Source organism: Delftia sp. DLF01 (assembly GCF_014852125.1).
GTDB lineage: Bacteria > Pseudomonadota > Gammaproteobacteria > Burkholderiales > Burkholderiaceae_C > Comamonas > Comamonas acidovorans.
The window spans coordinates 26,030-51,070 of the sequence record NZ_JACVAZ010000007.1; the positions used below are offsets into that span (position 1 = coordinate 26,030).

Annotated in this window: 22 protein-coding genes and 1 riboswitch; of the genes, 13 read left to right on the forward strand and 9 right to left on the reverse strand. The window is 65.3% G+C overall.

All coding sequences use genetic code 11. The features are described from left to right. Nucleotides 1–125: 125 nt before the first annotated feature. Nucleotides 126–2,579 carry a TonB-dependent siderophore receptor gene (locus tag IB269_RS27410; RefSeq protein ID WP_192368794.1) on the forward strand — a complete coding sequence of 818 codons (2,454 nt, stop codon included), beginning with the start codon at nt 126–128 and terminating at the stop codon, nt 2,577–2,579. 53 nt (nt 2,580–2,632) lie between these two features. Here IB269_RS27410 and IB269_RS27415 read toward each other — a convergent pair whose 3' ends face one another. Both IB269_RS27415 and IB269_RS27420 read right to left on the reverse strand, forming a co-directional pair. Beyond that, entirely contained in the window at nt 2,633–3,730 is a 1,098-nt protein-coding gene (locus IB269_RS27415) for a DNA glycosylase AlkZ-like family protein (protein ID WP_192368795.1), read from the reverse strand. 159 nt (nt 3,731–3,889) lie between these two features. Further along, nucleotides 3,890–4,750 carry a LysR family transcriptional regulator gene (locus tag IB269_RS27420; RefSeq protein ID WP_192368796.1) on the reverse strand — a complete coding sequence of 287 codons (861 nt, stop codon included), beginning with the start codon at nt 4,748–4,750 and terminating at the stop codon, nt 3,890–3,892. Nucleotides 4,751–4,896: 146 nt separating this feature from the next. Between IB269_RS27420 and IB269_RS27425 the strand changes: the two genes are divergently transcribed. After that, a complete protein-coding gene (locus IB269_RS27425) occupies nt 4,897–6,456 on the forward strand; it encodes an MFS transporter (RefSeq protein WP_192368797.1) in 1,560 nt (519 codons plus the stop codon). A 24-nt stretch (nt 6,457–6,480) separates the two neighbouring features. Here the strand turns inward: IB269_RS27425 and IB269_RS27430 are convergent, their stop codons facing one another. From IB269_RS27430 to IB269_RS29220, 3 genes are all read right to left on the reverse strand, one after another. Then, a complete protein-coding gene (locus IB269_RS27430; protein WP_192368798.1) occupies nt 6,481–7,413 on the reverse strand; it encodes a DUF4349 domain-containing protein in 933 nt (310 codons plus the stop codon). Nucleotides 7,414–7,485: 72 nt separating this feature from the next. After that, nucleotides 7,486–8,313 (reverse strand): hypothetical protein, encoded by an 828-nt coding sequence (locus tag IB269_RS27435; RefSeq protein WP_192368799.1) that lies wholly within the window; start codon nt 8,311–8,313, stop codon nt 7,486–7,488. After that, nucleotides 8,304–8,438, reverse strand: a complete 135-nt coding sequence (locus IB269_RS29220) for a hypothetical protein (RefSeq protein ID WP_263864465.1) — start codon at nt 8,436–8,438, stop codon at nt 8,304–8,306. Before IB269_RS29220 ends, IB269_RS27435 begins: the two co-directional genes overlap by 10 nt. Before the next feature lie 245 nt (nt 8,439–8,683). Here IB269_RS29220 and IB269_RS27440 point away from each other — a divergent pair, with 245 nt between their 5' ends. The 3 genes from IB269_RS27440 (at nt 8,684) to IB269_RS27450 (ending at nt 12,138) form a co-directional block, all read left to right on the forward strand. Continuing rightward, nucleotides 8,684–9,925 carry an SAM-dependent methyltransferase gene (locus tag IB269_RS27440; RefSeq protein WP_192368800.1) on the forward strand — a complete coding sequence of 414 codons (1,242 nt, stop codon included), beginning with the start codon at nt 8,684–8,686 and terminating at the stop codon, nt 9,923–9,925. Nucleotides 9,926–10,391: 466 nt separating this feature from the next. Further along, nucleotides 10,392–11,165, forward strand: coding sequence for an SDR family oxidoreductase (locus IB269_RS27445; protein ID WP_016453872.1), 774 nt, complete (start codon nt 10,392–10,394; stop codon nt 11,163–11,165). Between the two features lie 40 nt (nt 11,166–11,205). Next, nucleotides 11,206–12,138, forward strand: coding sequence for a LysR family transcriptional regulator (locus IB269_RS27450; protein ID WP_192368801.1), 933 nt, complete (start codon nt 11,206–11,208; stop codon nt 12,136–12,138). On the opposite strand, the gene IB269_RS27455 is transcribed toward IB269_RS27450, so the two are convergent. Next, on the reverse strand, nt 12,092–13,216 hold the full coding sequence (locus IB269_RS27455; RefSeq protein WP_192368802.1) for a sterol desaturase family protein: 1,125 nt from the start codon (nt 13,214–13,216) through the stop codon (nt 12,092–12,094). The genes IB269_RS27450 and IB269_RS27455 overlap by 47 nt on opposite strands. Nucleotides 13,217–13,734: 518 nt before the next feature. Next, nucleotides 13,735–14,370: a hypothetical protein gene (locus IB269_RS27460; protein WP_192368803.1), complete on the reverse strand. Its 636-nt coding sequence runs from the start codon at nt 14,368–14,370 to the stop codon at nt 13,735–13,737. A gap of 308 nt (nt 14,371–14,678) precedes the next feature. On the opposite strand from IB269_RS27460, the gene IB269_RS27465 reads away from it, so the two are divergent. From IB269_RS27465 to IB269_RS27480, 4 genes are all read left to right on the forward strand, one after another. Continuing rightward, entirely contained in the window at nt 14,679–15,530 is an 852-nt protein-coding gene (locus IB269_RS27465; protein WP_162233980.1) for a serine/threonine protein kinase, read from the forward strand. Nucleotides 15,531–15,543: 13 nt separating this feature from the next. Next, entirely contained in the window at nt 15,544–16,695 is a 1,152-nt protein-coding gene (locus IB269_RS27470) for a hypothetical protein (protein WP_047219358.1), read from the forward strand. Nucleotides 16,696–16,803: 108 nt separating this feature from the next. Next, nucleotides 16,804–17,028, forward strand: coding sequence for a hypothetical protein (locus IB269_RS27475; RefSeq protein ID WP_047219359.1), 225 nt, complete (start codon nt 16,804–16,806; stop codon nt 17,026–17,028). A 573-nt stretch (nt 17,029–17,601) separates the two neighbouring features. Further along, the gene (locus IB269_RS27480; protein WP_192368804.1) at nt 17,602–17,988 is read left to right on the forward strand and encodes a hypothetical protein; all 387 of its coding nucleotides are present in this window, start codon (nt 17,602–17,604) and stop codon (nt 17,986–17,988) included. 37 nt (nt 17,989–18,025) lie between these two features. Here IB269_RS27480 and IB269_RS27485 read toward each other — a convergent pair whose 3' ends face one another. Next, nucleotides 18,026–18,376 (reverse strand): ArsR/SmtB family transcription factor, encoded by a 351-nt coding sequence (locus tag IB269_RS27485; protein ID WP_012204227.1) that lies wholly within the window; start codon nt 18,374–18,376, stop codon nt 18,026–18,028. A gap of 275 nt (nt 18,377–18,651) precedes the next feature. On the opposite strand from IB269_RS27485, the gene fusA reads away from it, so the two are divergent. Then, entirely contained in the window at nt 18,652–20,754 is a 2,103-nt protein-coding gene (fusA, locus tag IB269_RS27490; RefSeq protein ID WP_192368805.1) for an elongation factor G, read from the forward strand. A 450-nt stretch (nt 20,755–21,204) separates the two neighbouring features. Here the strand turns inward: fusA and IB269_RS27495 are convergent, their stop codons facing one another. Continuing rightward, the gene (locus tag IB269_RS27495; RefSeq protein ID WP_016453855.1) at nt 21,205–22,119 is read right to left on the reverse strand and encodes an inositol monophosphatase family protein; all 915 of its coding nucleotides are present in this window, start codon (nt 22,117–22,119) and stop codon (nt 21,205–21,207) included. A 216-nt stretch (nt 22,120–22,335) separates the two neighbouring features. On the opposite strand from IB269_RS27495, the gene IB269_RS27500 reads away from it, so the two are divergent. The 3 genes from IB269_RS27500 (at nt 22,336) to IB269_RS27510 (ending at nt 24,731) form a co-directional block, all read left to right on the forward strand. Continuing rightward, nucleotides 22,336–23,145: an RNA methyltransferase gene (locus IB269_RS27500; protein WP_192368806.1), complete on the forward strand. Its 810-nt coding sequence runs from the start codon at nt 22,336–22,338 to the stop codon at nt 23,143–23,145. Nucleotides 23,146–23,180: 35 nt separating this feature from the next. Next, the gene (gene cysE, locus IB269_RS27505) at nt 23,181–24,005 is read left to right on the forward strand and encodes a serine O-acetyltransferase (protein WP_013803521.1); all 825 of its coding nucleotides are present in this window, start codon (nt 23,181–23,183) and stop codon (nt 24,003–24,005) included. A gap of 63 nt (nt 24,006–24,068) precedes the next feature. After that, the gene (locus tag IB269_RS27510) at nt 24,069–24,731 is read left to right on the forward strand and encodes a nitroreductase (protein ID WP_012204232.1); all 663 of its coding nucleotides are present in this window, start codon (nt 24,069–24,071) and stop codon (nt 24,729–24,731) included. A 63-nt stretch (nt 24,732–24,794) separates the two neighbouring features. Continuing rightward, nucleotides 24,795–24,920: riboswitch (TPP riboswitch) on the forward strand. Nucleotides 24,921–25,041 lie beyond the last annotated feature (121 nt).

The following is a 25,041-nucleotide window of genomic DNA, read 5'->3' on the forward strand; positions in this document are numbered from 1 at the left end:
TGTCGAGTGACTATCGGGTGAGGTCGGTGCCTGCGCGCAAAAAAATGAACACTTTTTGCGGCGCGCTCGACAAGCCTTGGAAACCTGCTTTTCAGGCCCTTCCAACCTCCTTGTCGAGAACCCGCATGCTGCTCTCCTGCCCCTTGCCCTTGCGCACCTTGGCCGCTGCCGCCCTGGCCTGCGCGCTGAGCGCCCACGCCCAGACTTCCCCTTCCGCGCCCGCTGCGCCAGCCGCCTCGTCCGTGCGCAGCTACGACCTGCCGGCCCAGCCGCTGGGCAGCGCGCTGGCGCGCATAGGCGCCGAAAGCGGCCAGCAGATCGGCATTGACGCCGAGCTGGTGCGCGGCCTGACCGCGCCCGCCGTGCGCGGCAGCTACACGCCCGAGCAGGCCGCGCGCGCGGCGCTGCAGGGCAGCGGGCTGGAGCTGGTGCGCACGGGCTCGGGCAACTGGGGCCTGCGCACCGCAGCGCCTGCTCCAGCCTCCGCAGCCGCCGCTGCACGCACCGCAGGCACGGCCCAGGCCATGGCCGAGGTGCGCGTCACGGCCCAGGCCATCACCAGCCCCACTACCGAGCAGACCGGCTCCTACACCACGCGCGCTCTGAGCATCGGCAAGATGGAGCAGTCCATTCGCGAGACACCGCAGTCCGTGACCGTGGTCACGCGCCAGCAGATGGATGACCAGAACCTGTCTTCCGTCGAGGACGTGATCCTGCAGACCACGGGCGCCACCAAGTCGCAGCGCAACTTCGGGGCCCACGTCTACATGATGCGCGGCTACGAGATCCCGGACTCCAACTACCTGCTCGACGGCGTGGCCGGCGGCACCTACAGCCCCACGGGCTGGGTGCCCATGGACACGGCCATCCTCGACCGCGTGGAAGTGCTGCGCGGCGCAGGCGCCCTGGTGGTGGGCGCGGGCGACCCCAGCGGCGTGGTCAACATGGTGCGCAAGCGCCCGCGTGCGGAAAAGCATTTCGAGTTCGCCCAGAGCATCGGCTCCTGGAGCAACTTCCGCACCGAGATCGATGGAGGGGGCGCGCTCAACGAGGCCGGCACGGTGCGCGGCCGCGTGGTGGCCGCCTATTCCGACCGCCACAGCTTCATCGACCTGGTGCATTCGGGCTCGCCCATGCTCTACGGCGTGATCGACGCCGACCTGGGCGCCGGCACCAAGGTCACGGCGGGCTACCGCCATGAGCAGACCGACATCGACGGCTACAGCATCTTCGGCCTGCCCAGCTACTCCAACGGCGCCTCGCTGGGCCTGCCGCGCTCCACTTCGCTGGGCCAGCGCTGGAACCGCCACGAGGCCCAGGTCGATGACGTGTTCGGCGAGGTCGAGCACCGCATGGGCGGCGACTGGGTGGCCAAGCTCACGCTCAACCAAGGCAAGACCACCATCGACCAGAAGCTGGGGTCGGCGCGCGGCGCCATCGATCCCGTTACCCTGCAGGGCCTGCGCTACGTGGGCAACGATTTCATTGCGCGCGACATCGATGCCACGGGGCTGGATGCCAACGTCACCGGCAGCTTTCAGGCGCTGGGCGGCACGCACAAGGTCATGTTCGGCACCAGCTGGACCCAGCAGAAGGTGCTGACCCAGTCGGCCTCCTCTGGCGAGGCCATGCCCCTGGATGTCTTCCGTTTCGACCATTCGCGCATCCCCGATCCCGTGGCCCCTCCTTATGACTTCGGTCTCAGGGAGCGCAAGCAACTGCTGGGCATCTACGGCAGCGGGCGCCTGCAGCTGGCCGAACGCCTGCACCTGCACCTGGGCGGGCGCCTGAACTGGTTCAAGTTCCGCTCCAATGACACCTTCACCGGCGCCCTGACCAACGACTACCGCGAAAACGGCCGCTTCACGCCGTATGCGGGCCTGGTCTACGACCTGGACAAACTCTGGTCGGTCTATGCCAGCTACACCAGCACCTTCCAGCCCCAGTCGCAGTACGCCACCGTGCAGGGCAACCGCCTCAAGCCGGCCGTGGGCGCCAACTACGAGGCCGGCATCAAGGGCGAACTGTTCGAGCGCAAGCTCAACGTGGCCTTCTCGGTGTTCAACATCAAGAAGCGCGACGTGGCCGTGTTCGACACCGGCAACGAAGGCCTGTGCCCCGGCGTGACCACCAATGACTGCTACCGCAACTCCAGCGTGCTGCGCAGCAAGGGCTTCGATGCCGAAATCGGTGGCGAGGTCGCGCGCGGCTGGCAGGTCTCGGGCGGCTACACCTGGCTGAACACGCGCGACGACGAAGGCAGCTCGCTGAGCACCGACACGCCGCGCAGCCTGCTGCGCGTGTCCACCAGCTACGCGCTGCCCGGCGAATGGTCGGCCTGGAAGGTGGGCGCCAACCTCAGCGCGCAAAGCCATGCCCGCGTGGACACGGTGCAGAACCCCGGCCACGCGGTGCTGGACCTGCGCGCCTCGTACCGCATCAACCGCAACTGGACGGCGGCGCTCAACATCGGCAACGTGACCGACAAGGTCTACTGGGCTGCCGTGGGCGGCGCGCGCAACGGCACCTACTACGGCATGCCGCGCAATGCCACGCTCACGCTGCGCGGAACCTTCTGAGCGGACTGCTCCTGTGTGGCGGTAAACACGCGCAGGGGGCAAGTGCATGCGCCTCAGCGCGGCGCCAGGAACTGCTCCATGCGCTGCAGTTCCTCATCCAGCGCGCTGCGAAAGGCGGCATCGCCGGGCGCCGCGCCGGCCACATAGCCGAATGACGGCTCCAGCCGGCCGTCGCGCGCTTGGAGGTTGGCCCAGCCGATCACATGGCCCTGCCAGAGCATGGGCAGGGCGTAGTAGCCCAGTTGGCGCCGGGCCGGTGGCGTATAGGCCTCGAACTTGTAGGTCCAGCCCCAGAGCAGCGTGAAGCGGCGCCGGTCCCAGACCACGGGGTCAAAGGGCGCGAGCAGGCGCAGCCGCTCGTCGAAGGCATGGCGGCGCGAGCGTGGGTTCTCGTCGGCGGGCCAGTACCAGGTGGTTCCGTCGATGCGGCAGCTGGCCAGCTGCTCGCGCGCCAGCCGCAGCGCTGCCTGGGTCTGTTGCGCCAGGTGGGGGGCGCCATAGCCCAGCAGGCGCACCAGGTAGGTGAGGCTGGGAGCCGGCAGCGGTGCGTACTTGCGCACCACCAGGTCGATCAGCGCGGCGGCGCGCCGGGCGCTGGCGGCGGGGCTGTCGTCGGCAGGCGGGTGGGCGATGGCCTCGTAGACGCGCGTGCCGCTGTCGCGGCGCTTGACGCGCAGCAGGCCGCGGTAGTGCATGCCATCGAGCAACTGCGTGCTGGCGCTGCCCGAGCCGCCCCAGTAGTTCTTCACGCTTCCGTGCGAGAAATGCTGCTCCACCTCGCGCGGATGCGCGGCGCCGCGTTCGCGCACAAACGCCAGCACCTCGGCGGCCTTGCGCTGCGTCTCGGCATCCCAGGCCTTGCGGGCCTGGCGCGGGTGCATCAGCGCCAGGTGCTCGCTGGGCAGAAAGCCGTAGTTGACCAGGCAGTCCTCGTCGATCGCCAGGCGCGCGTAGCGGCGTTCCAGGTCGCCGGCGCGGTAGTCCTTGACGCGGTGGCGCAGCGTCAGGTCCTGCGCCCGGGCCGGCGCGCGAATCGGGTCTGCCTGCACAAAGCCCAGGCGCTGTATGGCCGCAGGCAGGGTGGTCGGTGCGAACAGGGTGCGCGCCACGGCATGGCGGCGCAGGTCGTCAAGGCTCGGTTCGGTGGGCATGGCTTGATTGGAGCACGGCCTGATCGTGCTGCCGCGTTTCATCATGCGCCGGGCCTGCGCCTGGTCTGTGGCCGCAGTGCGCTGCATGCCTGGCTGGCGCTGGCCTGCAAGGCGGTGCTGGGCTGATCAGTCCCGGGCCGTGGACACGGTGGCATCGCTTCACTGCGCGGGGCCCTGATGCTCCCGGTAGGCCGCAACCAGGGTGCGCAGGGCTTCGCGCGAGCGTCGGTCCGTCAAGGTGGAGTGCAGCATGATTCGCGAGGCAGGCAGGGCTGGCAGATGGAAGTGCCGGCCGACCTCGACGGTGTCGGCCGGCGCCAGCCGGCATGAGAACACCGACACCGCCAGGCCCGCGGAAACGGCGGCGGCCACGGCCGCGCTTCCGCCCACGAACACCTCGGTCCACTCCAAGCCTGCCTGGCGCAGCATGTGCGTGGCGATATCGCGAACGCCGCAGCAGGGCAGCAGGGCCGCCAGGCGCAGCGGCTCGCCGGGCCGGGGTGAAAAGCCCGGCGCCGCGAACCAGCCGAAATGCTCGGGTCCCAGGTCCTCGCCATCGCGCCTGTCATCTTCCTGGCGCACGATCACCGCATCCAGTTCCGCGTTGTCGAAGGCATCCAGCAGGCTGCGCGAGTTCTCCAGCCGCACCTCGATGGTCAGCGCTGGGTCGCGTTCATTGAGCCGCGCCAGCAGCAGCGCAATCTCGGGGCCGGCCACATGCGTGGCAATGCCCAGCCGGAAGCGGCGCCGCTCGGCGCTCAGCGCCGCCATGGCCCGGTCATGCGCGGCAATGAACTCGCGCGCCGCCTGAAGGAACAGGGCACCCTGCGCGGACAGGCGCACCAGCCTGGGCGTGCGTTCCAGCAGCTTGCAGCCCAGGCGCTCTTCCAGCCGCTTGAGCTTGACGCTGATGGCGCCCTGCGTGGTGCCCAGCGCGTCTGCAGCCTTCGTGAAGCTTTGCAGGTCCGCAATGCTCACGAAGGCCTGCACGGAATCCACATCCAGGGTTGGCCGGTTCATGATCCATCTGAAAATGTTGTCATAGATATGTTCGATCATATCGTTGTGCAATGAATGGCGGCTTCCTACCATTGCCGGCACAGGGGCGCTGGCCCGCCGCGGGGCGGCGGCCCGGCGGACTCCTGCCATCTCCAGGAAGCTCTTTCATGAATGCCAATCTCCAACGCCAGGGCCACTACGCGCTGGCCGCCGTCTGCCTGTCCGCCCTGATGCTGGGGCTGGAAATCTCCAGCGTGCCGCCTATCCTGCCCACGCTGGAGCAGGCCATGCAGGCCAGCTTCAGCCAGTTGCAATGGGTCATGGCCGGCTACACCATCGCCATGACGGCCATCCTGATGGCCGTGGGCACGCTGGCCGACCGCTATGGCCGCAGGCGCATCTTCCATATCGGCATCGTCGCCTTCGGCCTCACCTCTCTAGCCTGCGGGCTGGCCACCAGCGCGCCGGTGCTCATCGCCGCGCGCTTTTTCCAGGGCCTGAGCGGCGCGCTGATGCTGATCTGCATGCTGGCCATCCTGTCCCACCAGTTCCGTGATGACCGCCAGAGGGCCACGGCCTTTGCCTGGTGGGGCGTGGTGTTCGGCGTGGGCCTGGGATTCGGCCCCATCGTTGGTGGTGCCATCCTGGCGCTGGCAAGCTGGCCGTGGGTGTTCCTGATCCATGGCGCGCTGGCCGCCGTCACCCTGAGCCTGAGCCTGGCCGGTGTGCAGGAGTCGCGCGATCCGGGCGCGGGCCGCCTGGACATCGCCGGCATGGTCACGTTGTCCACAGCGGTGTTCTGTCTGGTGCTGTTCGTGATCCAGGGTCCGGTGCTGGGCTTTGACAGCGCGCCGGCCCTGTCCATCCTCGGCCTGTCCCTGGCCGGTTTTGCGGGATTCGTGCTGGCGGAAATGCGCAGCCCCCGGCCCATGGTCGAATTCTCGGTCTTCCGGGTGCGCAGCTTCTCGGGCGCCCTGCTGGGGTCCATGGGCATGAACTTCAGCTTCTGGCCCTTCATCGTCTACCTGCCCATCTACTTCCATGCGGTGCTGGGCTACGACAGCGTGCAGACCGGCCTTGCCCTGCTCGCCTACACCCTGCCCACCCTGCTAGCCCCGCCGCTGGCAGAGCGCCTGTCGCTGCGCTACCAGCCGGGGCTGGTGATTCCCGCGGGCATGGCCACCATCGGCCTGGGCTTTGCGCTGATGTGGGCCGGCAGCCAGGCGGCGCCGCATGCGGGCCTGCTGCTCGCGGGCTGCGCGATCGCGGGCCTGGGGCTGGGCCTGACCAATACGCCGGTGTCCAACACCAGCACGGCCTCGGTCCCGGTCGAGCGGGCCGGTATGGCCTCCGGCGCCGACATGAGCGCGCGCATGACTTCGCTGGCCTTCAACATTGCCTTGATGGGCTTTCTTCTGATTGAAGGCGTGATGTCCGCGTTGCGTGGCGGCCTGAATGGTGCCACGCAGGGCCTGCGTCCTTTCGCGGAGAAGATCGCCTCAGGCGACCTCCTGGCCATTGAAGGCCATCCGGCCCTGCTGTCTGGCGTGGAGCGGCCTCAGGAATTCGTGCAGTCGGCCTTGGCCAACGGCTTTGCCTGGGTCATGGCCTACGGCGCTGCCAGCGCCCTGCTACTGGCAGTGGCCAGTCTGCTCGTCTTCGCGCCGGGCCGAAAGGTGGCGCGTCGCGCGCCGGCCACCTGCCAGACTTGCGGCGGCAAGGTTTGAGGGGCTGGCGCTGGGCCGTGCCGCTCAGGCCTTCCTGGCACGCCTGCGCCGCCACAGCGCGCGCAGCACCCAGCCCAGCGGCAGCACCACCAGCACCAGCCAGGGCAGCACGGCCGCCACGAAGGTGATCAGGGCAGCCATGCTCTCGCCCAGCACATGGCCGGCATCGCGCAGCGCGCGGCCTATGGGGCTGTAGCTGGTGCCGCCCTGCACCAGGGCGCGGGTGGGCGTGAACTGGATCTGTATGTGCTGCTTGCTCGTCTGCTGCTCCAGCACCTTGCGCTGGGCGGCCATGGCGTCCAGCTCGGCCTGCGTGTCCGACAGCGTGCGCTGTATCTCCAGCAGGTCGGACATGGTGCGCTTGGTCGTGGTGTCGCGCAGCATCAGGCGCAGGCTGTCGCGGAACTCGGTACGGTTCCTGATGCGCGCCTCCACGTCGATCACCTCGGCCGTCTTGTCCTCGCTGATGGTGTTCTGCGACACGATGGTGGCCACGCCGGCCAGCGTGCCCAGCAGCCGCTGCACATCGGCCGGCGCCACGCGCATCTCCAGCATGGCGTTGCCGGGCTGCTGGGGCGTCTCGCGCAGAAGGGATGCCGACAGCAACTCGCAGCGCAGCGTGGCACACAGGTCGCGCACCTGGCCCCAGGCATCGGCCAGCTGCGCCTGCGGCACTTCCACGTTCAGCTCCTGGCGCACGGCCAGGAAACGCTGGGCCATCTCGTCCTGCGCCGATGTCTCTGGTGCGGCTGCTGCCGCATCCTCGGCCTGCACGGTGGCGGCGCGGCCTTGCTTCATGCCGGCGCCGCCCGCCATGGGCGCGGGGGCGGGCGCAGATTCCAGGGCTGCTGTGTCATGCCGCTGGTTGCAGCCCGCAAGGGCCAGCGTGGCAGCCAGTGCCAGCACGGCCGGCAAGGTCATGCGGGAAGACAGAGTGGAAGGCCGGGGATGCGTCATGAATTTCCTCTTGAAAACAGGCAAGAACAGGCAGCTGTCAGGACACAAAGCTCAAGGCTCAAGGCTCAGGGCTCAGGGCTTGCCGCCGGGGCCGAACATGGAGTCCACCTCGGACTGCAGCTCGAAGATGTCGGACACGGTGTAGAGCCAGTCACCCTTTTGCAGATGGCCGGGGTCCGGCGGCGTCTCCACGCAGGCCTTGACCAGGGTGAACTGGCCTGCCGGGTCGGGCAGGAACTTCAGGCCCGATATGGAAAACCGCGCCACCCGTCCCACGCCATCGTTGTAGCGCCGGCCCCGGGCGCGCACGTCGGCCAGCTCCGCCATCTGCGGCAGGTGGTCGAACACCGCGTCGTAGAACTCGACGATGGGGCTCTGGTTGGTCCGGGCGCAGCCGTGCACGTACAGGGCGTAGAAGCGCCCGTCCAGCTCCATGGCCACCACGTCGGCCGCGCGGTAGAAGGTCAGGCTGTCGGGCAGGCCCGGCGAGCGTTTGGGCGGCGCGGGCGGCGTGTCCAGGAAGTCCTGGCGGATCTGCGCCGACTTGCGAAAAAAATCATCGCTGAGCGCCACCTCGGCATTGAGCACATCGATGGCCGTGCGCGCCGCCGCGTTCAGGCCCGCGTCGGCCAGGCCGTTCCTGTGCAACACGATCGCCAGGGCCAGCGCCGTCTTGTGCCGGTACAGCGCCGTTGCCTTGGCGTCATCTGCCTGCAGCACGCAGCTCCAGCGCCGCAGCAGGGGCGGCAGGGCATGGCCGCCGTAGTTGGCCGCAATAGCGGCATCGTGCCTGCCCAGCGCAAACGTGCGCGCCATCACGCGCGCCACGTCCTCCTCCAGGGTCTGCACCAGGGTATCGGCGGCCAGCTTGGACAGCGCCTGGGTATGGGTCATGGCCATGGCGTCACTGGCTCCAGTTCGATGGCAGGTTCCTGAAATCCGGCCGGCAGGCCATAGCCGCCGGTGCTGCGTTGTGCGTTGCGGTGCTCGATGCAGTGTTCGATGCTCAGGTCATGGGCTTGCATGGGTCTGTCGCAGGCGCCTTCGCGCCGGGGCAGTTGGAACGCCGGCCAGTGTGCCCCAAGCCGGGCCGCTGGCGGGGTGTGGGCGCCATCGGGTCTGTATCGATCCGCTACCGGCGCGGGCTGCCGTGCTGACGTCTTGCCGTCACATGAACCGGCAAGACTCGTCATTTGCTTTTCATGCGGTTCATGCGGTTCATGCGGGTCATGTCAAAAGGGGGGCGCCGCCAGCCCCGGGGAGATGCAAGATGTTCTGGGACAAGAAGCTCAGGCGCTGGGCCGAGGCCGTGCGTACACGGGCCGATCTGCCGGCGCGGCTGGTGCTGTGGAATGGCGAGCAGTTCGACTTCGGCCGCTTCGAGCAGCCGCGCGTCACGCTCACCGTGCGCAGCGCCTCGGCCCTGCCGCTGCTGCTGGACCCCAGCCTGGACCACCTGGGCCAGGCCTATGTGAAGGGCCAGATCGACATCGACGGCCGCCTGCCCGACATCATCGACTTCGGCTATGCGCTGGCTCGCCGCATGTCCAAGACCCAGGGCGCGGGCAAGGGGCCGGGGCGGCTGGCGCTTGCGGCGCGCGCGGCCAGGCGCTTTCGGCACAGCCGCAGCACGGACCGCGAATCCATCCAGTACCACTACGACGTGTCCGACGACTTCTACCGGCTCTGGCTGGACGAGGGCATGGTCTATTCCTGCGCCTACTTCGAGAACGGCGACGAGGACCTGACCACCGCCCAGCGCAAGAAGCTGGACCACATCCTCACCAAGATCCGCCTGCAGCCCGGCCAGCGCCTGCTGGACATAGGCTGCGGCTGGGGTGCCCTGGTGCTGCGCGCGGCCCAGCACTTTGGCGCGCACTGCGTGGGCGTGACGCTGTCGCGCAACCAGTTCGAAGCAGCCACCGAGCGCGTGCGCGCCGCAGGCCTGGCCGACCGCATCGAGATCCGCCTGCAGGACTACCGCGACGTGCAGGGGCGCTTTGACCGCATCACCAGCGTCGGCATGTTCGAGCATGTGGGCCGCCGCAACCTGCCCATGTACTTTGCGCACATGCGCGAGCTGCTGGCCGATGACGGCTTGGCGCTGAACCACGGCATCACCTCCACCGATGCGGACGTGGGCGCCACGGCGTTGGGCGGCGGCGCGTTCATCGACCGCTATGTGTTTCCTGATGGCGAGCTGCCGCACCTGAGCCTGGCGCTGGAGGCCATGCAGCGTGGGGGGCTGGAGGTGCTGGATGTGGAGGGGCTGCGGCGGCATTACGTGCGCACGTTGCAGTTGTGGCTGGAGCGGTTTGAGGCTTGTGTGCCGGAGATTCGGGACTTGGTGGAGGAGGAGAGGTTTCGGATTTGGAGGGTGTATCTGGCGGGGTGTGCTTATGCGTTTGAACACGATGATGTGTCTATCTTTCAGGTTGTTTGTCGGAGGGCGGGGCAGGGGGCTGCTTCGTTGCCTTGGTCTAGGCGGTATATGTATGAGAGGGTGCTTTAGGCACTGCATGTGCCTTGTTTTTTGACCCTGCCGGGTGGTGTTTTTTCGAGGCCGGGTCTCGGCCCGGCGGCCGACCTACCTTTCTTTGATTCGTCAAAGAAACGTAGGCCAAAGAAAGACGACCCGAATGCCCGCGACCCCTTCGCTGCGCTGCGGGGCAACCTGCGTCGGGCCGCCTGCGGGGTTCGCCGTGCAACTCACTTCGCGCTGCGCGCTCCGTTCAGACAATCACGGCGAGTCAGATGACGAAGCAGTCCTGTCCTGCGGCAGGACTGCAACCCCGCAGGCGGCCCGACGCAGGCGCGGGCATACGGGAGGGGGGAGCGGAGCGGACTGCCGGGGGCAGGGGTCGCTGGCGCGGCTGATTGTTCTGGTTTTCTGGATGATCCATCCCGGCTGCGCGGGTTTATCGCGGGGGGCTGGCTGCCTAAGCTGGGTGCTTCATCCAAGTACAAGGAGCGTTTCCATGGCAGACCATTCCATTCGCGGCAAGGTGGCGCTGATTGCAGGCGGCGGCAAGAATCTGGGCGGGCTGATTGCCCGTGATCTGGCGGGGCACGGCGCGCGGGCCGTGGTGGTGCACTACAACAGCGAGTCTTCACGGGCCGAGGCGGAGACCACGGTGGCCGCAGTGCGTGCGCTGGGCGCAGAGGCCGTGGCGCTGCAGGGTGATCTGACGCGCGCTGGCGCTGTGGAGCGGCTTTTTGCAGAGGCCGTGGACGCCGTGGGCCGGCCGGACATTGCCATCAACACCGTGGGCAAGGTGCTCAAGAAGCCGCTGATGGAGATCAGCGAGGCGGAGTACGACGAGATGGCCGCCGTCAACGGCAAGTCGGCGTTTTTCTTCCTCAAGGAGGCGGGGCGCCATGTCAACGACCACGGCAAGATCGTGACCCTGGTGACCTCGCTGCTGGGCGCGTTCACGCCGTTCTATTCCTCCTACGCGGGCACCAAGGCGCCGGTGGAGCATTTCACGCGGGCGGCGGCCAAGGAGTTCGGGGCGCGGGGCATTTCTGTCACTGCCGTGGGGCCGGGGCCCATGGACACGCCGTTCTTCTACGGCCAGGAAGGCGCGGACGCCGTGGCCTATCACAAGAGCGCGGCGGCGCTGTCGCCGTTTTCGCCTTCGGGCCTGACGCATATCGAAGACGTGGTGCCCTTCATCCGCCACCTGGTCAGCGACGGCTGGTGGATCACCGGGCAGACCATCCTCATCAACGGCGGCTACACCACCAAGTAGGCCAAGTAGAAGGACCGCTGCACGGACTATGCTGCGTCCCATGGACCGACTCGACCGATACCGGATCTTCATGCAGGTGGCCGAGATGGGCAGCTTCATCAAGGCCGCCCATGCGCTGGACCTGCCGCGCGCCACGGTCTCCGCCGCCGTGCAGCAGCTGGAAGAGCAGGTGGGCGCAAGGCTCTTGCACCGCACCACGCGCCAGGTCAGCCTGACGGCCGATGGCGGCCAGTTGCTGGAGCGTGTGCGCCCGCTGCTGTCAGAGGCCGAGGATGTGGAGCAGATGTTCCAGGCCCGCACGCGGCAGGCCACGGGCCGGCTGCATGTGGACGTGCCCAGCCGCATCGCGCGCCGCCTGCTGGCGCCTGCGCTGCCGGGGCTCATGCGCCGCCACCCGGGCCTGCAACTGGTGCTGGGCTCGTCAGACCGCGCCATCGACCTGGTGCAGGAAGGCGTGGACTGCGCCGTGCGCGTGGGCACCTTGCACGACAGCAGCCTGGTCGTGCGCCCGCAGGGCTGCATTGCCCTCATCAACTGCGCCAGCCCCGCCTACCTGCGCGAGCACGGCCTGCCCGATCAACCGCAGGACCTGCTGCACGGCCACTGGAGCGTGGGCTATGCCTCGCCGCGCACGGGGCGGGAACTGCCCTGGGAATGGAGTGGGGCGAGCGATGTGGATGGGGTGGATGGAGTGGATGGGCCGCAGACCCTGGCCGTGCCCAGCCGCGTGGTCACCAACAATGCAGAAAGCTATATCGCCTGCTGCCGCGCCGGCCTGGGGCTGATCCAGATCCCGCGCTATGACGTGCAGCACCTGCTGGACACGGGCGAGCTGGTGGAAGTGCTGCCCGCCCACCGCGCAGCGCCCATGCCCGTGGCGCTGCTGTATCCGCACCGCCGCCAGCGCTCGCGCCGGCTGGCGGTTTTCATCGAGTGGTTCGAGGCGCTGATGCTGCCGAACCTGGAGCCGTAGGCGCAACCCCGGCCGCCCCCGTCACCGCAGCCGCCCCCGCCGCAGGGTGGGGCTGGGCCCCGTCGTCGTCATGAATGGGCCGGTAGCCCGGCCCGAAGGACACATCGCCCAGCCGCCAGCCCTCGCGCCGGCGAAACGCTCCCCAGAACCGCTTGAGCGTATGCCACTGCATGGCCACCAGCCCGCGCTCGTTGTCGGCATCCACCTCGGGGTCACTCACGCCCGTGGGGCGCACGGGCTCGTCGGTGTAGAGAGCCGTGCCAAACAGCATGTCCCACCAGGGCAGCACCTGCCCAAAATTGCAGTTGTGGCGCGTGGGCCGCTCCGGGTCGCGCAGCATGTGGTGGTGGCGGTGGAACAGCGGGCCTACCAGCACGCGCTCACCCACGCGGCCCAGCCAGCCCAGGCGCAGCCGCACATTGGCGTGAGAGAAGTTCTGCACCAGCTCGCTCAGCAGCCCCAGCAGCGCAAACTCCGAAGGCTCCACCCCCATCGCCAGCCCCACCGTGGCCAGGATGAAGGACTGCAGCATGCCGTCCAGGTAATGGCTGCGGTCATTGCTCCAGCAGCTCATCTGGCGCTGGCTGTGGTGCATGCTGTGCATGGCCCACCACCAGGGAATCACATGCTGGGCGCGGTGCATCCAGTAATACACCAGGTCGTAGACCACGTAGTACACCAGGAACAGCGCCACCGGATGGTCCGCAAACCACGGCAGCCAGTGCTTGAGCCCCGTCGCCTCCTCGGCCGCCGGCCCGCCGCCCAGCATGCTGGCAAACGGCATCAGCACCAGAAAACTGAACAGCGGAAACAGCCCCAGCAGCATCAGCAGCGTGTAGTTGCGGTCCACCGTGGTCAGCCGCCGGTCGCTCCAGCGCTCGGCCGGAAACAGGCTCTCCAGCGGCCGCATCACCCCCGCGATCAGGAACAGCTGCAGCCCGGCAATCAGCACCGCCTCGGCAATCTCACGCGGATCGCCAGCCGCCTGGGCGATGTCCAGCCAGTGGACGGTGGGGGTTACGGCGTGGGTGGCGAGCCAGGTGATGGCTGCCTGCCACAGCTCGGTCAGTGAATTCATGTCTTGTGCCTGCAAGAAGGGCCTGGGGAGGGCTGGGGGTTGCGGGCGGGATTATGGGGTGGGGGTGTGGAGGGAGTGTGTGGGGGCAGGGAGCATGTTGCTATTGAGGGGCTAGCAATAGACCTATTTATCGCCCGGCGTCTATCGCTCATCTATCGGAGATAGTGCGCTGGTTTCCGATGGGCTGCTCATGCCATGCCCAGTACCGCCGCCAGCGATTGAGGTCCTCAAGCGGACTTCCCCGCGTTCGATCAACTCTTTCAGTGCGTACATGACTTGCTCGGGATCAATCTCGCTGCGCGATGCGCGGGTGGATGTCGCTGATGGCCGGCATGGGGTAGCACTGCAGGTGTTCCAAGACCAGCGTGGCCAACCGTGACGGCTCAATGCCCTTGAGGGTGATCTCGCTGGTGGGCTGAAGGCTGCGAAACAGGCGCGGCGCTTGATAAATTTGATCGTGTTATAGAGCCTTGCCAAGATGCTGGTGTACAGCTTTTCCAAGAATTCAGCGATGAGCCTTAACTTAGCCAATCGTGCATGCAATCTGGGATCAGTACATATACCGGCATGTAGCTGCCGCCTCCGCCGAAAAAGCCAACGCCGGGTATCACTCGACGTGCATTCCGGACCTCCCGGATCACCCGCATTGCCTCACGCCACATCAGAATCGGTGCCTCTGCTACAGCGTTACTTACGTCTTCGAGCGCCCAGGACGGCAGTTGGCAGCCGTTCAGGAATTTAAGTCCGAGATCTGGATTTGAAAGATGGACCTTGAAAAGCGTATCTTGGTGCGGCATTCCTGCGAGGGGGAACCAGTAGGTTCTGAACGCGCGGCCTAGTTCGAAGAGGTCGCTGACTGCCGGGAAGGCGGCGACGCTGGGTAAACCATACACGTTTGCCCTATCTGCGAACTCAAAAAGTTCCCGGTTGATTTTTCCCAGCATGTTCTGACCTTCGAGAACCTTAGGCCGTCGAGCGAACACTACTAACACCCTGAATTGCTGCTTGGCATGTCGCTCCTGCGCAACGCTGTTACCCTCGCGCGTAGCCCAGAAGTACATCGGCACAGCGGCACCGAACCTCTGCTTCAGGTGCGAGAGGAGTAGAGGCAAGATGGCGTACTCTGCAGTCCGCTCGGTGAAGAAGCTTGGCATAGGTTCAGGCCTGCAAGGCTGTAGTACTACTAAAAGGGTGTGATCGCGTAGATGGAATTTCCCATATGGGAAATTTCTAGTGAGGGAAGTTTTCTTGAATACTCCAATCTCGATTCTGTTATCTTTGGTTACACAAGTCTATATTTTTCTCGGAGAGCTTTCCCGAGTCTTCAATAGTGCCAAGGAGGGTTGCCGTGCCAAGAGATTCGCTACAGCTTCGCAACGACTTAGTCGCATGCCTTCCGAGCCTTGTGATAGATAGGTCGCTTGCCGAGTCGGGGCAGCGCGTTGTCTATTTGGCTCACTTTGTGGACTCCAAAATTCCGGCAGACGTTTTGCCTACAGGTGAGGATGAGCCCGGCCAGAGGCCATTCCTCCAAGGCTGGGAAGCATGGGGCGTAGTTGTCGTGAAGGTGGTGTCCGGCGCGGACAACACTACTCTGGCCAGACTTCAAGCTGAAACTGCCATCCTTGAGGATGTCAGACCAGCTAGCTTTCCAAAGCTGTTGTTCTGTAACCTGTTCACAGAAAACCCAGTCACCGATGAGAGGCTCACCGAGCGTCTGTACGTCTCAGTCGAAGAGTTCGTAGACTCGATCCCACTTTGCGACATGGCAAATAAGTACAAGGGTGACGAGAGGGGGATCGCGACACTCGCGCTGGGAATTTCCAACGCGCTGATGCCACTGTGGGTTCACCACCGCAAGTTCGTTCATCGCGACATCAAACCTGCAAACTTGCTGATCCGGCCGTCGGGTGAAGTTGTTGTCATTGATCTCGGGATAGTGCGCGAGACGGGCTCGCCCGGGGTTACGCGTGACGGCCCTGGTCCTGGGCCATTCACACCCGGGTATGGCGCACCCGAGCAGATGGCCAATGAGAAGGAGGCAGTGACCTTCAAGACGGACTTTTTCTCTATCGGAGTAGTCATGTACCAACTTATGGCTGGCTTGGAACCTTTCGCCTCTAAGCCGGGCATGCAGATCCACGAAATCATGATTGCTGCGGCTGGATACGAACCTCCATCGCTGGAAAAAGTCGCGGGCGCGTCACAGGCTTTCTCTGACTTTGTGGCTAAAGCAATGATGAAGATGCCCTGGCAACGGCAGCGCACGCCAGCGCTGTTCATCGAAGAACTTCAGGCGATACTGGCAAATTAACAGAGGAGCACACATGGCGCTGAGACTACTCCATCAGGTCGGGCACAACAGCAACTGGAATGTGGATTCATTCCAGACGGACGGGTGTGGCGATGGCCTTATCCTGAGCCCGCTTCACCAGACGAAGACAACTGTGGAAAAGCTGCCGCTTGTGACTCGCTCAGCATCCATTTTCGACCCTCAATTTTATTTGCCCAGTTCGCGGAAGCCAAAGCTTCTGACGTACCCCTTCTTCCCGGAACAGGTCGATGGCGGGTTTCAGACTTCCACTTTTGTCGCGCACGCCTCTGAGGTGGCCAAAGCCTGCATAGATTTTCAGATTGAGCAGGGATTCAGAAAGGTCGTCGTGCCCACTAGGTACATCAATCAGATGTACCCGTCGTACTTCGATCAGCAGCGGATGTTTACCATTGATGCCTTCATGGAGCATGCGGGTGACCGACCTCTTTGTCTTTCGGTGGCACTCACGGCACCCATGATCCAGGATGCGGACTGGCGCCGGCGCGTTCTGAACTGGATTACCTCGTTCCCAAATGTGGATGAGATTTATGTGATGTACGAGTACGAGCGCAACACAAAGCAGGTTCAAGACGCGCAGTTTCTGACCGACTGCATGACCTTCTGCTCCGATGTGTTGAATACAGGTCTTGGCCTAGTCTTGGGCTACACAAATACTGAGGGGCTTCTTTACTCCGCAGCCGGTGATCTAACCATCACCATGGGTGCGTTTGAGAACACGCGCATCTTCTCGGTGGACAAATTTTTAGAATCGGAAGGGGAGCGGCGTGGTCCCAAGGCGCGCATTTACCTTGCCGGATTGCTTAACTGGGTTCAGTTCGAGGATGCCAAGCGAATCCGTGACCGGGTGCCGCGCGTTTGGCAACAGGTTTATCGTGCGACGCCCTGGGCTGACGAGGCGCTGGCTCGCTTGATCGAGCCCACGTTTAATCAGCCGCCGCTATACAAGCACTACTTTCGCAACATGCAAGACCATGTCGACGAGCTTCGCCCTTTATCGATCGCTGAGCGTCGGGCATTTCTCATTCGCAAGGTCAACGCGGCGCTGGAGGCTTACCGGGAAATCGATCGAGCAGGCGTGCCGCTTGAGAAGCATGGTCAAGCTGGCCACCTGCAAGAATGGCGACGAGTCCTAACTAATGCCTGAAGCCAGCTTGCGAGTGAGTGCTCGGGACGATAGCACCGCCTGTGCATGCCATCGTTTAGCGAGGCTCATAGGGCCTTGCGTAGCGGCGGCGTGGTGAATGAACAGGCCTTGCCCGCGCTCGATGGAAGCGAGACCCACGCCGGCGATTCGAAAACGGTCCAGCTGAGCAATGGCTGGTCTGGCGAAGGTGTGGTCCAGTACGACCCAGGACTCATCAGCGAATTGCAGATTTCTGTATGCCTGTACCAGTACACGCTGCCAGTCACTTATCTTGGCCTCGACCGCCACGAGTCGCTCGAACGGAGGCGTTCGAAGGCCGGAGATGGTCAATGAATCCCTTGACTGAGCTGCGACGCCCGCTGCTACTAGTTGCGCTACGACTCTCTGCGCGGCGGGTTCGGAGGTTCCCAAAAAGGCTGCGAGTTCGGTCCGGCTTTTAATGGCGTCGCCTACGCCTTGTCTGAGCAGAACGGCAAGACGAGGGGAGACCATTGCGGCAGCCCGCAAGGCCTTGGTACTACGCGGTGAACGTTTGGCTAGAACAAGGTCCGCGACGCCCACGCCTGCATCCACTTCTAGCTCCACACAATACTCTTGGCGCCGTGCGCGCGATACACAGGCGATGATGGCCTTTACGAGGGCTGCTTCCGATTCAAATCCAGTGCTTTTCACGTCTCTTTGCTCGTTCTCTTTTTGTTGGTGGGTTGTCGGCGCGACATTGGCATGACGACATGGGCTAGTGCTTGGCCTCGTCAATGTTCGATATCGGCGAGGAAGGTCAATGACTGGCGGTCTTGCTGCGTGCCTTGATCAATTGCACTCAAGGCCATGAGTTAAAGAAAACGTGGCCCAGCGCACCCTGCAAACCAAGAATTGTGAGCCATGACTCACGCTCAACCAGGTTCGATGGGACAAGCAACCCTCGCCACCATTCCCAAACCCAACCTCGACGACCTGGCCATCGACGCCGTCCTGCACCTGGGCGCCGCCCTGGACGTTCTGGATCTGCACGCCCGCCACAACATCACGGCCATCAACTGCGTGTGCCGCGACCTGCTGCGCATCTACTACGCCAAGGCCGATCAGGCGCAGTCGCTGGAGCCGCAGGACAAGGAGCTGCTGGGCCTGCTGCACGACACGGCGGTGGACCTGGGCTATGCCATCGAGGTGGTGGACCATCTCAATGGCGACGAGGCCGACGACCCCATCCTCTATGCCGTGAGCTATCTGCTCAAGGCGGCCAAGCGGTTTGCGGATGAGGGCGTTGCTGCGGCGCTTGCCGTGAAGGGGTAGGGCGCAGGGCTGCCGCCTGCGTGGCAGGGGCGGGGCTTCAAGGGCAGGGTTTGAGGTGGGCCGCCGTGGCCTGTTCGGTGAGCGGGTCTTCAGCCAGTGCCTGCAGCAGCGCGTCCAGTAGGCCGGGAAAGCGCGCATCCAGGTCTTCGCGGCGCAGGGAGAGCAGGTTTTCGCGGCCATCGGGGCGCTGCCAGATCACGCCGCTGTCGCGCAGCACGCGCCAGTGGTGGGTCATGGTGGATTTGGACTGGCCCTGCAAGAGCGAGCCGCAGGCGCGCTCATGGCCTGCGGCCAGCGCGCGCACCACGGCCAGGCGCAGGGGGTTGCCCAGGGCGTTGAGCAGGTTTTCCAGGCGTATCTGTTCGCGGTCGGGGTGGTTGGCAAGCATGAATCGTCCAGTCGATGGGGCGCCACTGTGCCATGGAAGCAGTGCCGCAGGGCGCTGCTGTGGTGTGCGGCGCGGGTGTGGCGCGGGCAGTTATCTGGCAGACAGGGGCATGGCGCGGTGAAAACATGAATCGTTCTGCAAGAAGTTGCGGAAGATAGTACGATTGTCTTCGTACATTCCAATTGTCATCAACCCTCATTCAACCCCCGCGAGAATCCGACCCTTCGAACCGGCAGATCACGCACTACGCTTTTGCAGCACTCAGGAGTCCTTTCATGGCCCGCCACACCCCCATAGAACGCTATCGCAACATTGGTATCTCCGCGCACATCGATGCCGGCAAGACCACCACGACCGAGCGCATCCTGTTCTACACCGGGGTGAGCCACAAGCTGGGCGAGGTGCACGAGGGCGCCGCCATCATGGACTGGATGGAGCAGGAGCAGGAGCGCGGCATCACCATCACCTCGGCGGCCACCACCTGCTTCTGGAAGGGCATGGACGGCCGCTTTGACCAGCACCGCATCAACATCATCGACACCCCGGGCCACGTGGACTTCACCATCGAGGTGGAGCGTTCCATGCGCGTGCTCGACGGCGCCGTCATGGTCTATGACGCCGTGGGCGGCGTGCAGCCGCAGTCCGAGACGGTCTGGCGCCAGGCCAACAAGTACAAGGTGCCGCGCCTGGCCTTCGTCAACAAGATGGACCGCACGGGCGCGGATTTTCTGCGCGTGCGGCAGATGATGATCGACCGCCTCAAGGCCAACCCCGTGCCCATCGTGCTGCCCATTGGCGCGGAGCAGCAGTTCACCGGCGTGGTGGACCTGCTCAAGATGAAGGCCATCATCTGGGACGAGGCCACGCAGGGCATGAAGTTCGAGTACCAGGAGATTCCCGCAGTCATGGTGGCAGACGCCAGGAAGTGGCGCGAGTCCATGGTGGAGGCGGCTGCCGAGGCCAGCGAAGACCTGATGAACCGCTACCTGGAAGAGGGCGACCTGCCCGAGGCCGACATCCTGCGCGGCCTGCGCCTGCGCACCATTGCGGGCGAGATCCAGCCCATGCTGTGCGGCTCGGCCTTCAAGAACAAGGGTGTGCAGCGCCTGCTGGACGCCGTGGTCGAGCTCATGCCTTCCCCGCTGGAAGTGCCGCCCGTGGAAGGCCATGCGGAAGACGGCTCCATCATCGTGCGCCATGCCGATGACAGCGAGAAGTTCTCTGCCCTGGCCTTCAAGCTGATGACCGACCCCTTCGTGGGCCAGCTCACCTTTGTGCGCGTCTACTCGGGCGTGCTCAACAAGGGCGACAGCGTGCTCAACTCCGTCAAGGACAAGAAGGAGCGCATCGGCCGCATCGTGCAGATGCATGCCAACGAACGCCTGGAGGTCGATGAAATCCACGCAGGCGACATTGCCGCCTGCGTGGGCCTGAAGGACGTGACCACGGGCGAGACCCTGTGCGACCCGTCCGCGCCCATCGTGCTGGAGAAGATGGTCTTCCCCGAGCCCGTGATCGCCCAGGCGGTGGAGCCCAAGTCCAAGGCCGACCAGGAAAAGATGGGCATTGCCCTGTCGCGCCTGGCGGCCGAAGACCCGTCGTTCCGCGTGCGCACCGATGAGGAATCGGGCCAGACCATCATTGCCGGCATGGGCGAGCTGCACCTGGAAATCATCGTGGACCGCATGAAGCGCGAGTTCAACGTGGAAGCCAACGTGGGCAAGCCCCAGGTGGCCTACCGCGAGACCATCCGCAAGAAAGTCACCGATGTGGACGGCAAGTTCGTGCGCCAGTCCGGCGGCAAGGGCCAGTACGGCCATGTGGTCTTCACGGTGGAGCCCCAGGAACCCGGCAAGGGCTTCGAGTTTGTCGACGCCATCAAGGGCGGCGTGGTGCCGCGCGAGTACATCCCTGCGGTGGAAAAGGGCGTGGTCGAGGCCCTGACCAGCGGCGTGCTGGCCGGCTACCCCGTGGTGGACGTCAAGGTCACGCTGACCTTCGGCTCCTACCATGACGTGGATTCCAACGAAATGGCGTTCAAGATGGCGGCCATCTTCGGCTTCAAGGAGGCGGCGAGAAAGGCCAGCCCCGTCATCCTGGAGCCCATGATGGCCGTGGAAGTCGAGACGCCTGAGGACTACGCCGGCACCGTCATGGGCGACCTGTCCTCGCGGCGCGGCATGGTGCAGGGCATGGACGACATGGCCGGCGGCGGCAAGTCCATCAAGGCCGAAGTGCCCCTGTCCGAAATGTTCGGCTACGCCACCTCCCTGCGCTCGCAAACGCAAGGCCGTGCCACCTACTCCATGGAGTTCAAGCACTACGCCGAAGCACCGCGCAACGTGGCCGAGGCGGTGATCAACGCACGGGTCAAGTAAAAGAGTCTGCGCCACAGGCCAGGCCGTGAGGCCATGGCCGTGGCCCTCACCCCTCCCGTATGCCCACGCCTGCGTCGGGCCGCCTGCGGGGTTGCAGTCCTGCCGCAGGACAGGACTGCCTCGTCATCTGACTCGCCGTGATTGTTTGAGTGAAGCGCGCAGCGCGCAACGAGTTTCACGGCGAACCCCGCAGGCGGCCCGGCGCAGGTTGCCCGCAGCGAAGCGAAGGGACGTGGACATTCGGGTCGTCTTTCTTTGGCCTACGTTTCTTCGGCCGGCGTACCGGTGACGAATCAAAGAAAGGTAGGTCGGCCGCCGGGCCGAGACCCGGCCTCGAAAAACAACCCCCCGGCAGGGGCAAAAACAAGCGCTCCGTCCCAAATCCAAAGGCCCAATGAAAAACAGCCCCTTGAAGGAGCTGTTTTTCATGAGAGAGAAGAGAAGCTGAAATCAGGCCTCAGGCTGCTGCTCAGACTCAGCAGCCTCAGCCTCAGCAGCCGGAGCCGCCTCACCAGAATCCGCCAAAGCCTGCCGCACACCCGCCTTCTCACCAGCCGAAGCAAACTTGCTGTACTTGCCAACGATGCCGACCAGGGCGCCATAAATGCGCGGATTGCCCGCCAGGCATTCCTTCTGCTCCAGGAAATCAGCCTCGCCCGTGAAGTTGCCGACCAGGCCACCGGCCTCGGTCACCAGCAGGCTGCCGGCGGCCACGTCCCAGATCTGCAGGCCGCTTTCAAAGAAGCCATCGGCAAAGCCGGCTGCCACGTAGGCCAGGTCCAGCGCGGCGGCGCCGGGGCGGCGCACGCCTGCGGTTTCCTGCATCACGTCGCCCAGCATGTTCATGTACTGCTTGAAGTTGTCGCCACGGCGGAAGGGGAAGCCGGTGGAGATCAGGCTGTCCTTGAGCTGGATGCGCTTGGACACGCGGATGCGGCGGTCATTCAGGTAGGCGCCGCGGCCGCGTGTGGCCGTGAACAGGTCGTTGCGCGAGGGGTCGTACACCACGGCATGCTCCACCTTGCCCTTGAAGGACAGGGCAATGCTCACGCAGTACACGGGGAAGCCGTGGATGAAGTTGGTGGTGCCGTCCAGCGGATCGATGATCCAGACGTAGTCGGAGTTCTTGGCGCCGAACTCGTTGCCCGATTCCTCGGCCAGGATGCCGTGGCCCGGGTAGGCGCCCAGCAAGGTTTCGATGATGGCCTGCTCGGCCGCCTTGTCCACCTCGGTCACAAAGTCGTTGACCTGCTTTTGTGCGACACGCACGGATTCCACGTCAAGAGCCGCGCGGTTGATGATGGCGCCGGCGGCGCGTGCGGCCTTGATGGCCACGTTGAGCATGGGATGCAGGTTGGTCGACATAGATTGTGAGGCGTTGGCGGAGCAGCGGCTGTGCAAGGAGAGGACGGTCCTCTCTGGCAAAAGCAGGCTGTTTGACGCGGGTAAGAACGGAAAAAGCCGCGTCCGGCGATGCGGGGCGGCGACAATAGCGCGCAATTTTACCCGCCTTGTCCGTTTTGTGCTGCGCAACCTGTCCCGTCTTGGGGGCTCTGCCGGCGCCGGCAGGCCAGCGACGCCATGAAAACCCGATTCGTACTGATAGAAACCAGCCACGCCGGCAATGTGGGCGCCGCCGCCCGCGCCCTGAAGACCATGGGCTTTGACGACCTGGTGCTGGTGCGCCCGCGCTGGCCCAACGTGCTGCGCAAGGAAGAGACCATCCAGCGGGCCAGCGGCGCGCTGGACGTGCTGGGCAATGCGCGCGTGGTCGAGACGCTGGAGGAGGCGCTGGACGGCATCAGCCACCTGTGCGCCACGGCCATGACGCCGCGCGACTTCGGCCCGCCCACGCGCACGCCGCGCCAGCATTTCGAGCTGCTGCTCAGCGGGGCGCTGGATGTGCTGGCTGCGCCCGATGAAGCGGCGCCGCCCATCGATGCATCCGTGTCCGCACCAGCTCCCACGCCGCGCTGCAACCAGTCCGGCGTGGCCTTCCTGTTCGGCTGCGAGCGCTTCGGCATGAGCAACGACGATGTCTACCGCAGCGATGTGGCGCTGTCGATTCCGTCCAATCCGCAGTTCGGCTCGCTGAACCTGGGGGCGGCCATCCAGGTGGTGGCCTACGAATGGCGCCAGGCGCTGGGCGGCTTTCCCGTGGTGGAGCACACGCCCGCGCCGCAGCGCGCCGACGCGGCCCAGGTGGCCGGCATGCTGGGCCATTGGGAGCAGGCGCTGGCGCATATCGGCTTTCTTGATCCGGCGGCGCCCAAGAAGCTGATGCCGCGCCTCAACCAGCTTTTCAACCGCTCGCAACTGACCGCCGAGGAAATCCACATCCTGCGCGGTGTTGCGAAGGCCATGCTGCAGAGCACCCCACCGAAACGCTAGACTGAGCGGTCTTGTCAACAATAACCAGCCCCTAGATGCTTGACCGCCTGCGCTCCGATATCCAGTGCATCCTCGACCGCGACCCTGCGGCACGCAGCACCTGGGAGGTCATCACCTGTTATCCGGGTCTTCATGCGATCTGGCTGCAACGCCCGGCGCACTGGTGCTGGAACCATGGCCTCAAGTGGCTGGGGCGCTTCATCTCGCACATCGGCCGCTGGCTCACCGGCATCGAGATCCACCCCGGCGCCGTCATCGGCGAGCGCGTCTTCATCGACCACGGCATGGGCGTCGTCATCGGCGAGACGGCCGTGGTCGGCGACGGCTGCACCATCTACCACGGCGTGACCCTGGGCGGCACCTCGCTGTACAAGGGCGCCAAGCGCCATCCCACGCTGGGCCGCGATGTGGTGGTCAGCGCAGGTGCCAAGGTGCTGGGCGGCTTCGAGGTGGGCGACGGTGCCAAGATCGGCAGCAATGCCGTGGTCATCAAGCCCGTGCCCGCAGGCGCCACGGCCGTGGGCATTCCGGCGCGCATCATCGCCAGCAAGAACGGCCACAGCGCCGATGTGACCGAGCACGACCTGGCATCGGCCAAGGCCGAGTCCATCAAGGTCCCTGCCTCTGCCGCGCCCCAGCCATTCACGGCCTACGGCATCACCCAGGAAATGGACCCCGTGGCCCAGGCCATGCGCGGCCTGAGCGATGGCGCGGCCGCGCATGAGCAGCAGATCGCGCTGTTGTGGGAGGCCATTGCCAAGCTCTCGGCCGGCAGCAAGGTGGGCGACTGCGTGCCCTGCGAGTCCGAGCGCCCGCAGGCGTTCCAGAAGGACAAGATCGACCAGATCATGGGCAAGTAGGCCTGCAGAAGATCACCAAAGATCCCCCAAGATCCCCCAAGAAGACCGGAGACTCCGACCAGCATGAACGTTGAACAGGCCTTGCATGCGCGCCGCTCCGTGCGCGCCTTCCTGCCCCAGTCGCCCGATGCGGCGCTGGTGCGCTCCCTGATGGAACAGTCGGCACAAGCGGCCTCGGGCGGCAACCTGCAGCCCTGGCGCGTGCTGGCGCTGACGGGCGAGCCGCTGCAGCAACTGCTGACCGCCGTTGCCGAAGCCGAGCCCCAGGACGCCCAGCCCGGCCTGTCCTACCCGCCCAATCTCTGGGAGCCCTACCGCAGCCGGCGCTTTGCCAATGGCGAAGAGCTGTACCAGTCGCTGGGCATTCCGCGCGACGACAAGCCTGCGCGGCTGGAGCAGCTGGCGCGCAACGGCCAGTTCTTCGGCGCGCCCGTGGGCCTGATCGTGGCGGTGGACGAGCGCATGGGCCTGCCGCAATGGGTGGACCTGGGCATCTACCTGCAGTCCTTCATGCTGCTGGCCTGCGCCAATGGCCTGGCCACCTGCGCCCAGGGCTTCTGGCGCCGCTACAACGACGCCGTGACCCAGGCGCTGGCGCTGCCCGAGGGCTACCACGTGGCCTTCGGCATTGCGCTGGGCTACGAGGACAAGGATGCCCCCATCAACGGCTGGCGCGCCACGCGCGCACCGGTGGCCGAATGGGCACAGATGCGCGGCTTCGACTGAGCAGGGCCTTCAGGCCCCTGGGCAAACCCGCAGGGCAAGGGCGCCTTGCCATCCCCTATACTGCGCTCTGCTCCGGGGTGTGCTGATGCACTGAGATGCCAACCGGTCCATGCGCTGCATGGGCCAGGCGGCGAACCCGACGAACTTGATCCGGTTGATACCGGCGGAAGAAGAGCGGGACCCTGAAGCGGGGCCGAAGTCAGAGGATGGAAGTCCGCCACGGCGGATACACGCAGGGCCGCAACGGCCAGGCAGGCCACCATCCAACGCACATCGGCCCTTGCCAACCAAGGCTGCTCGTGCGCCTTGG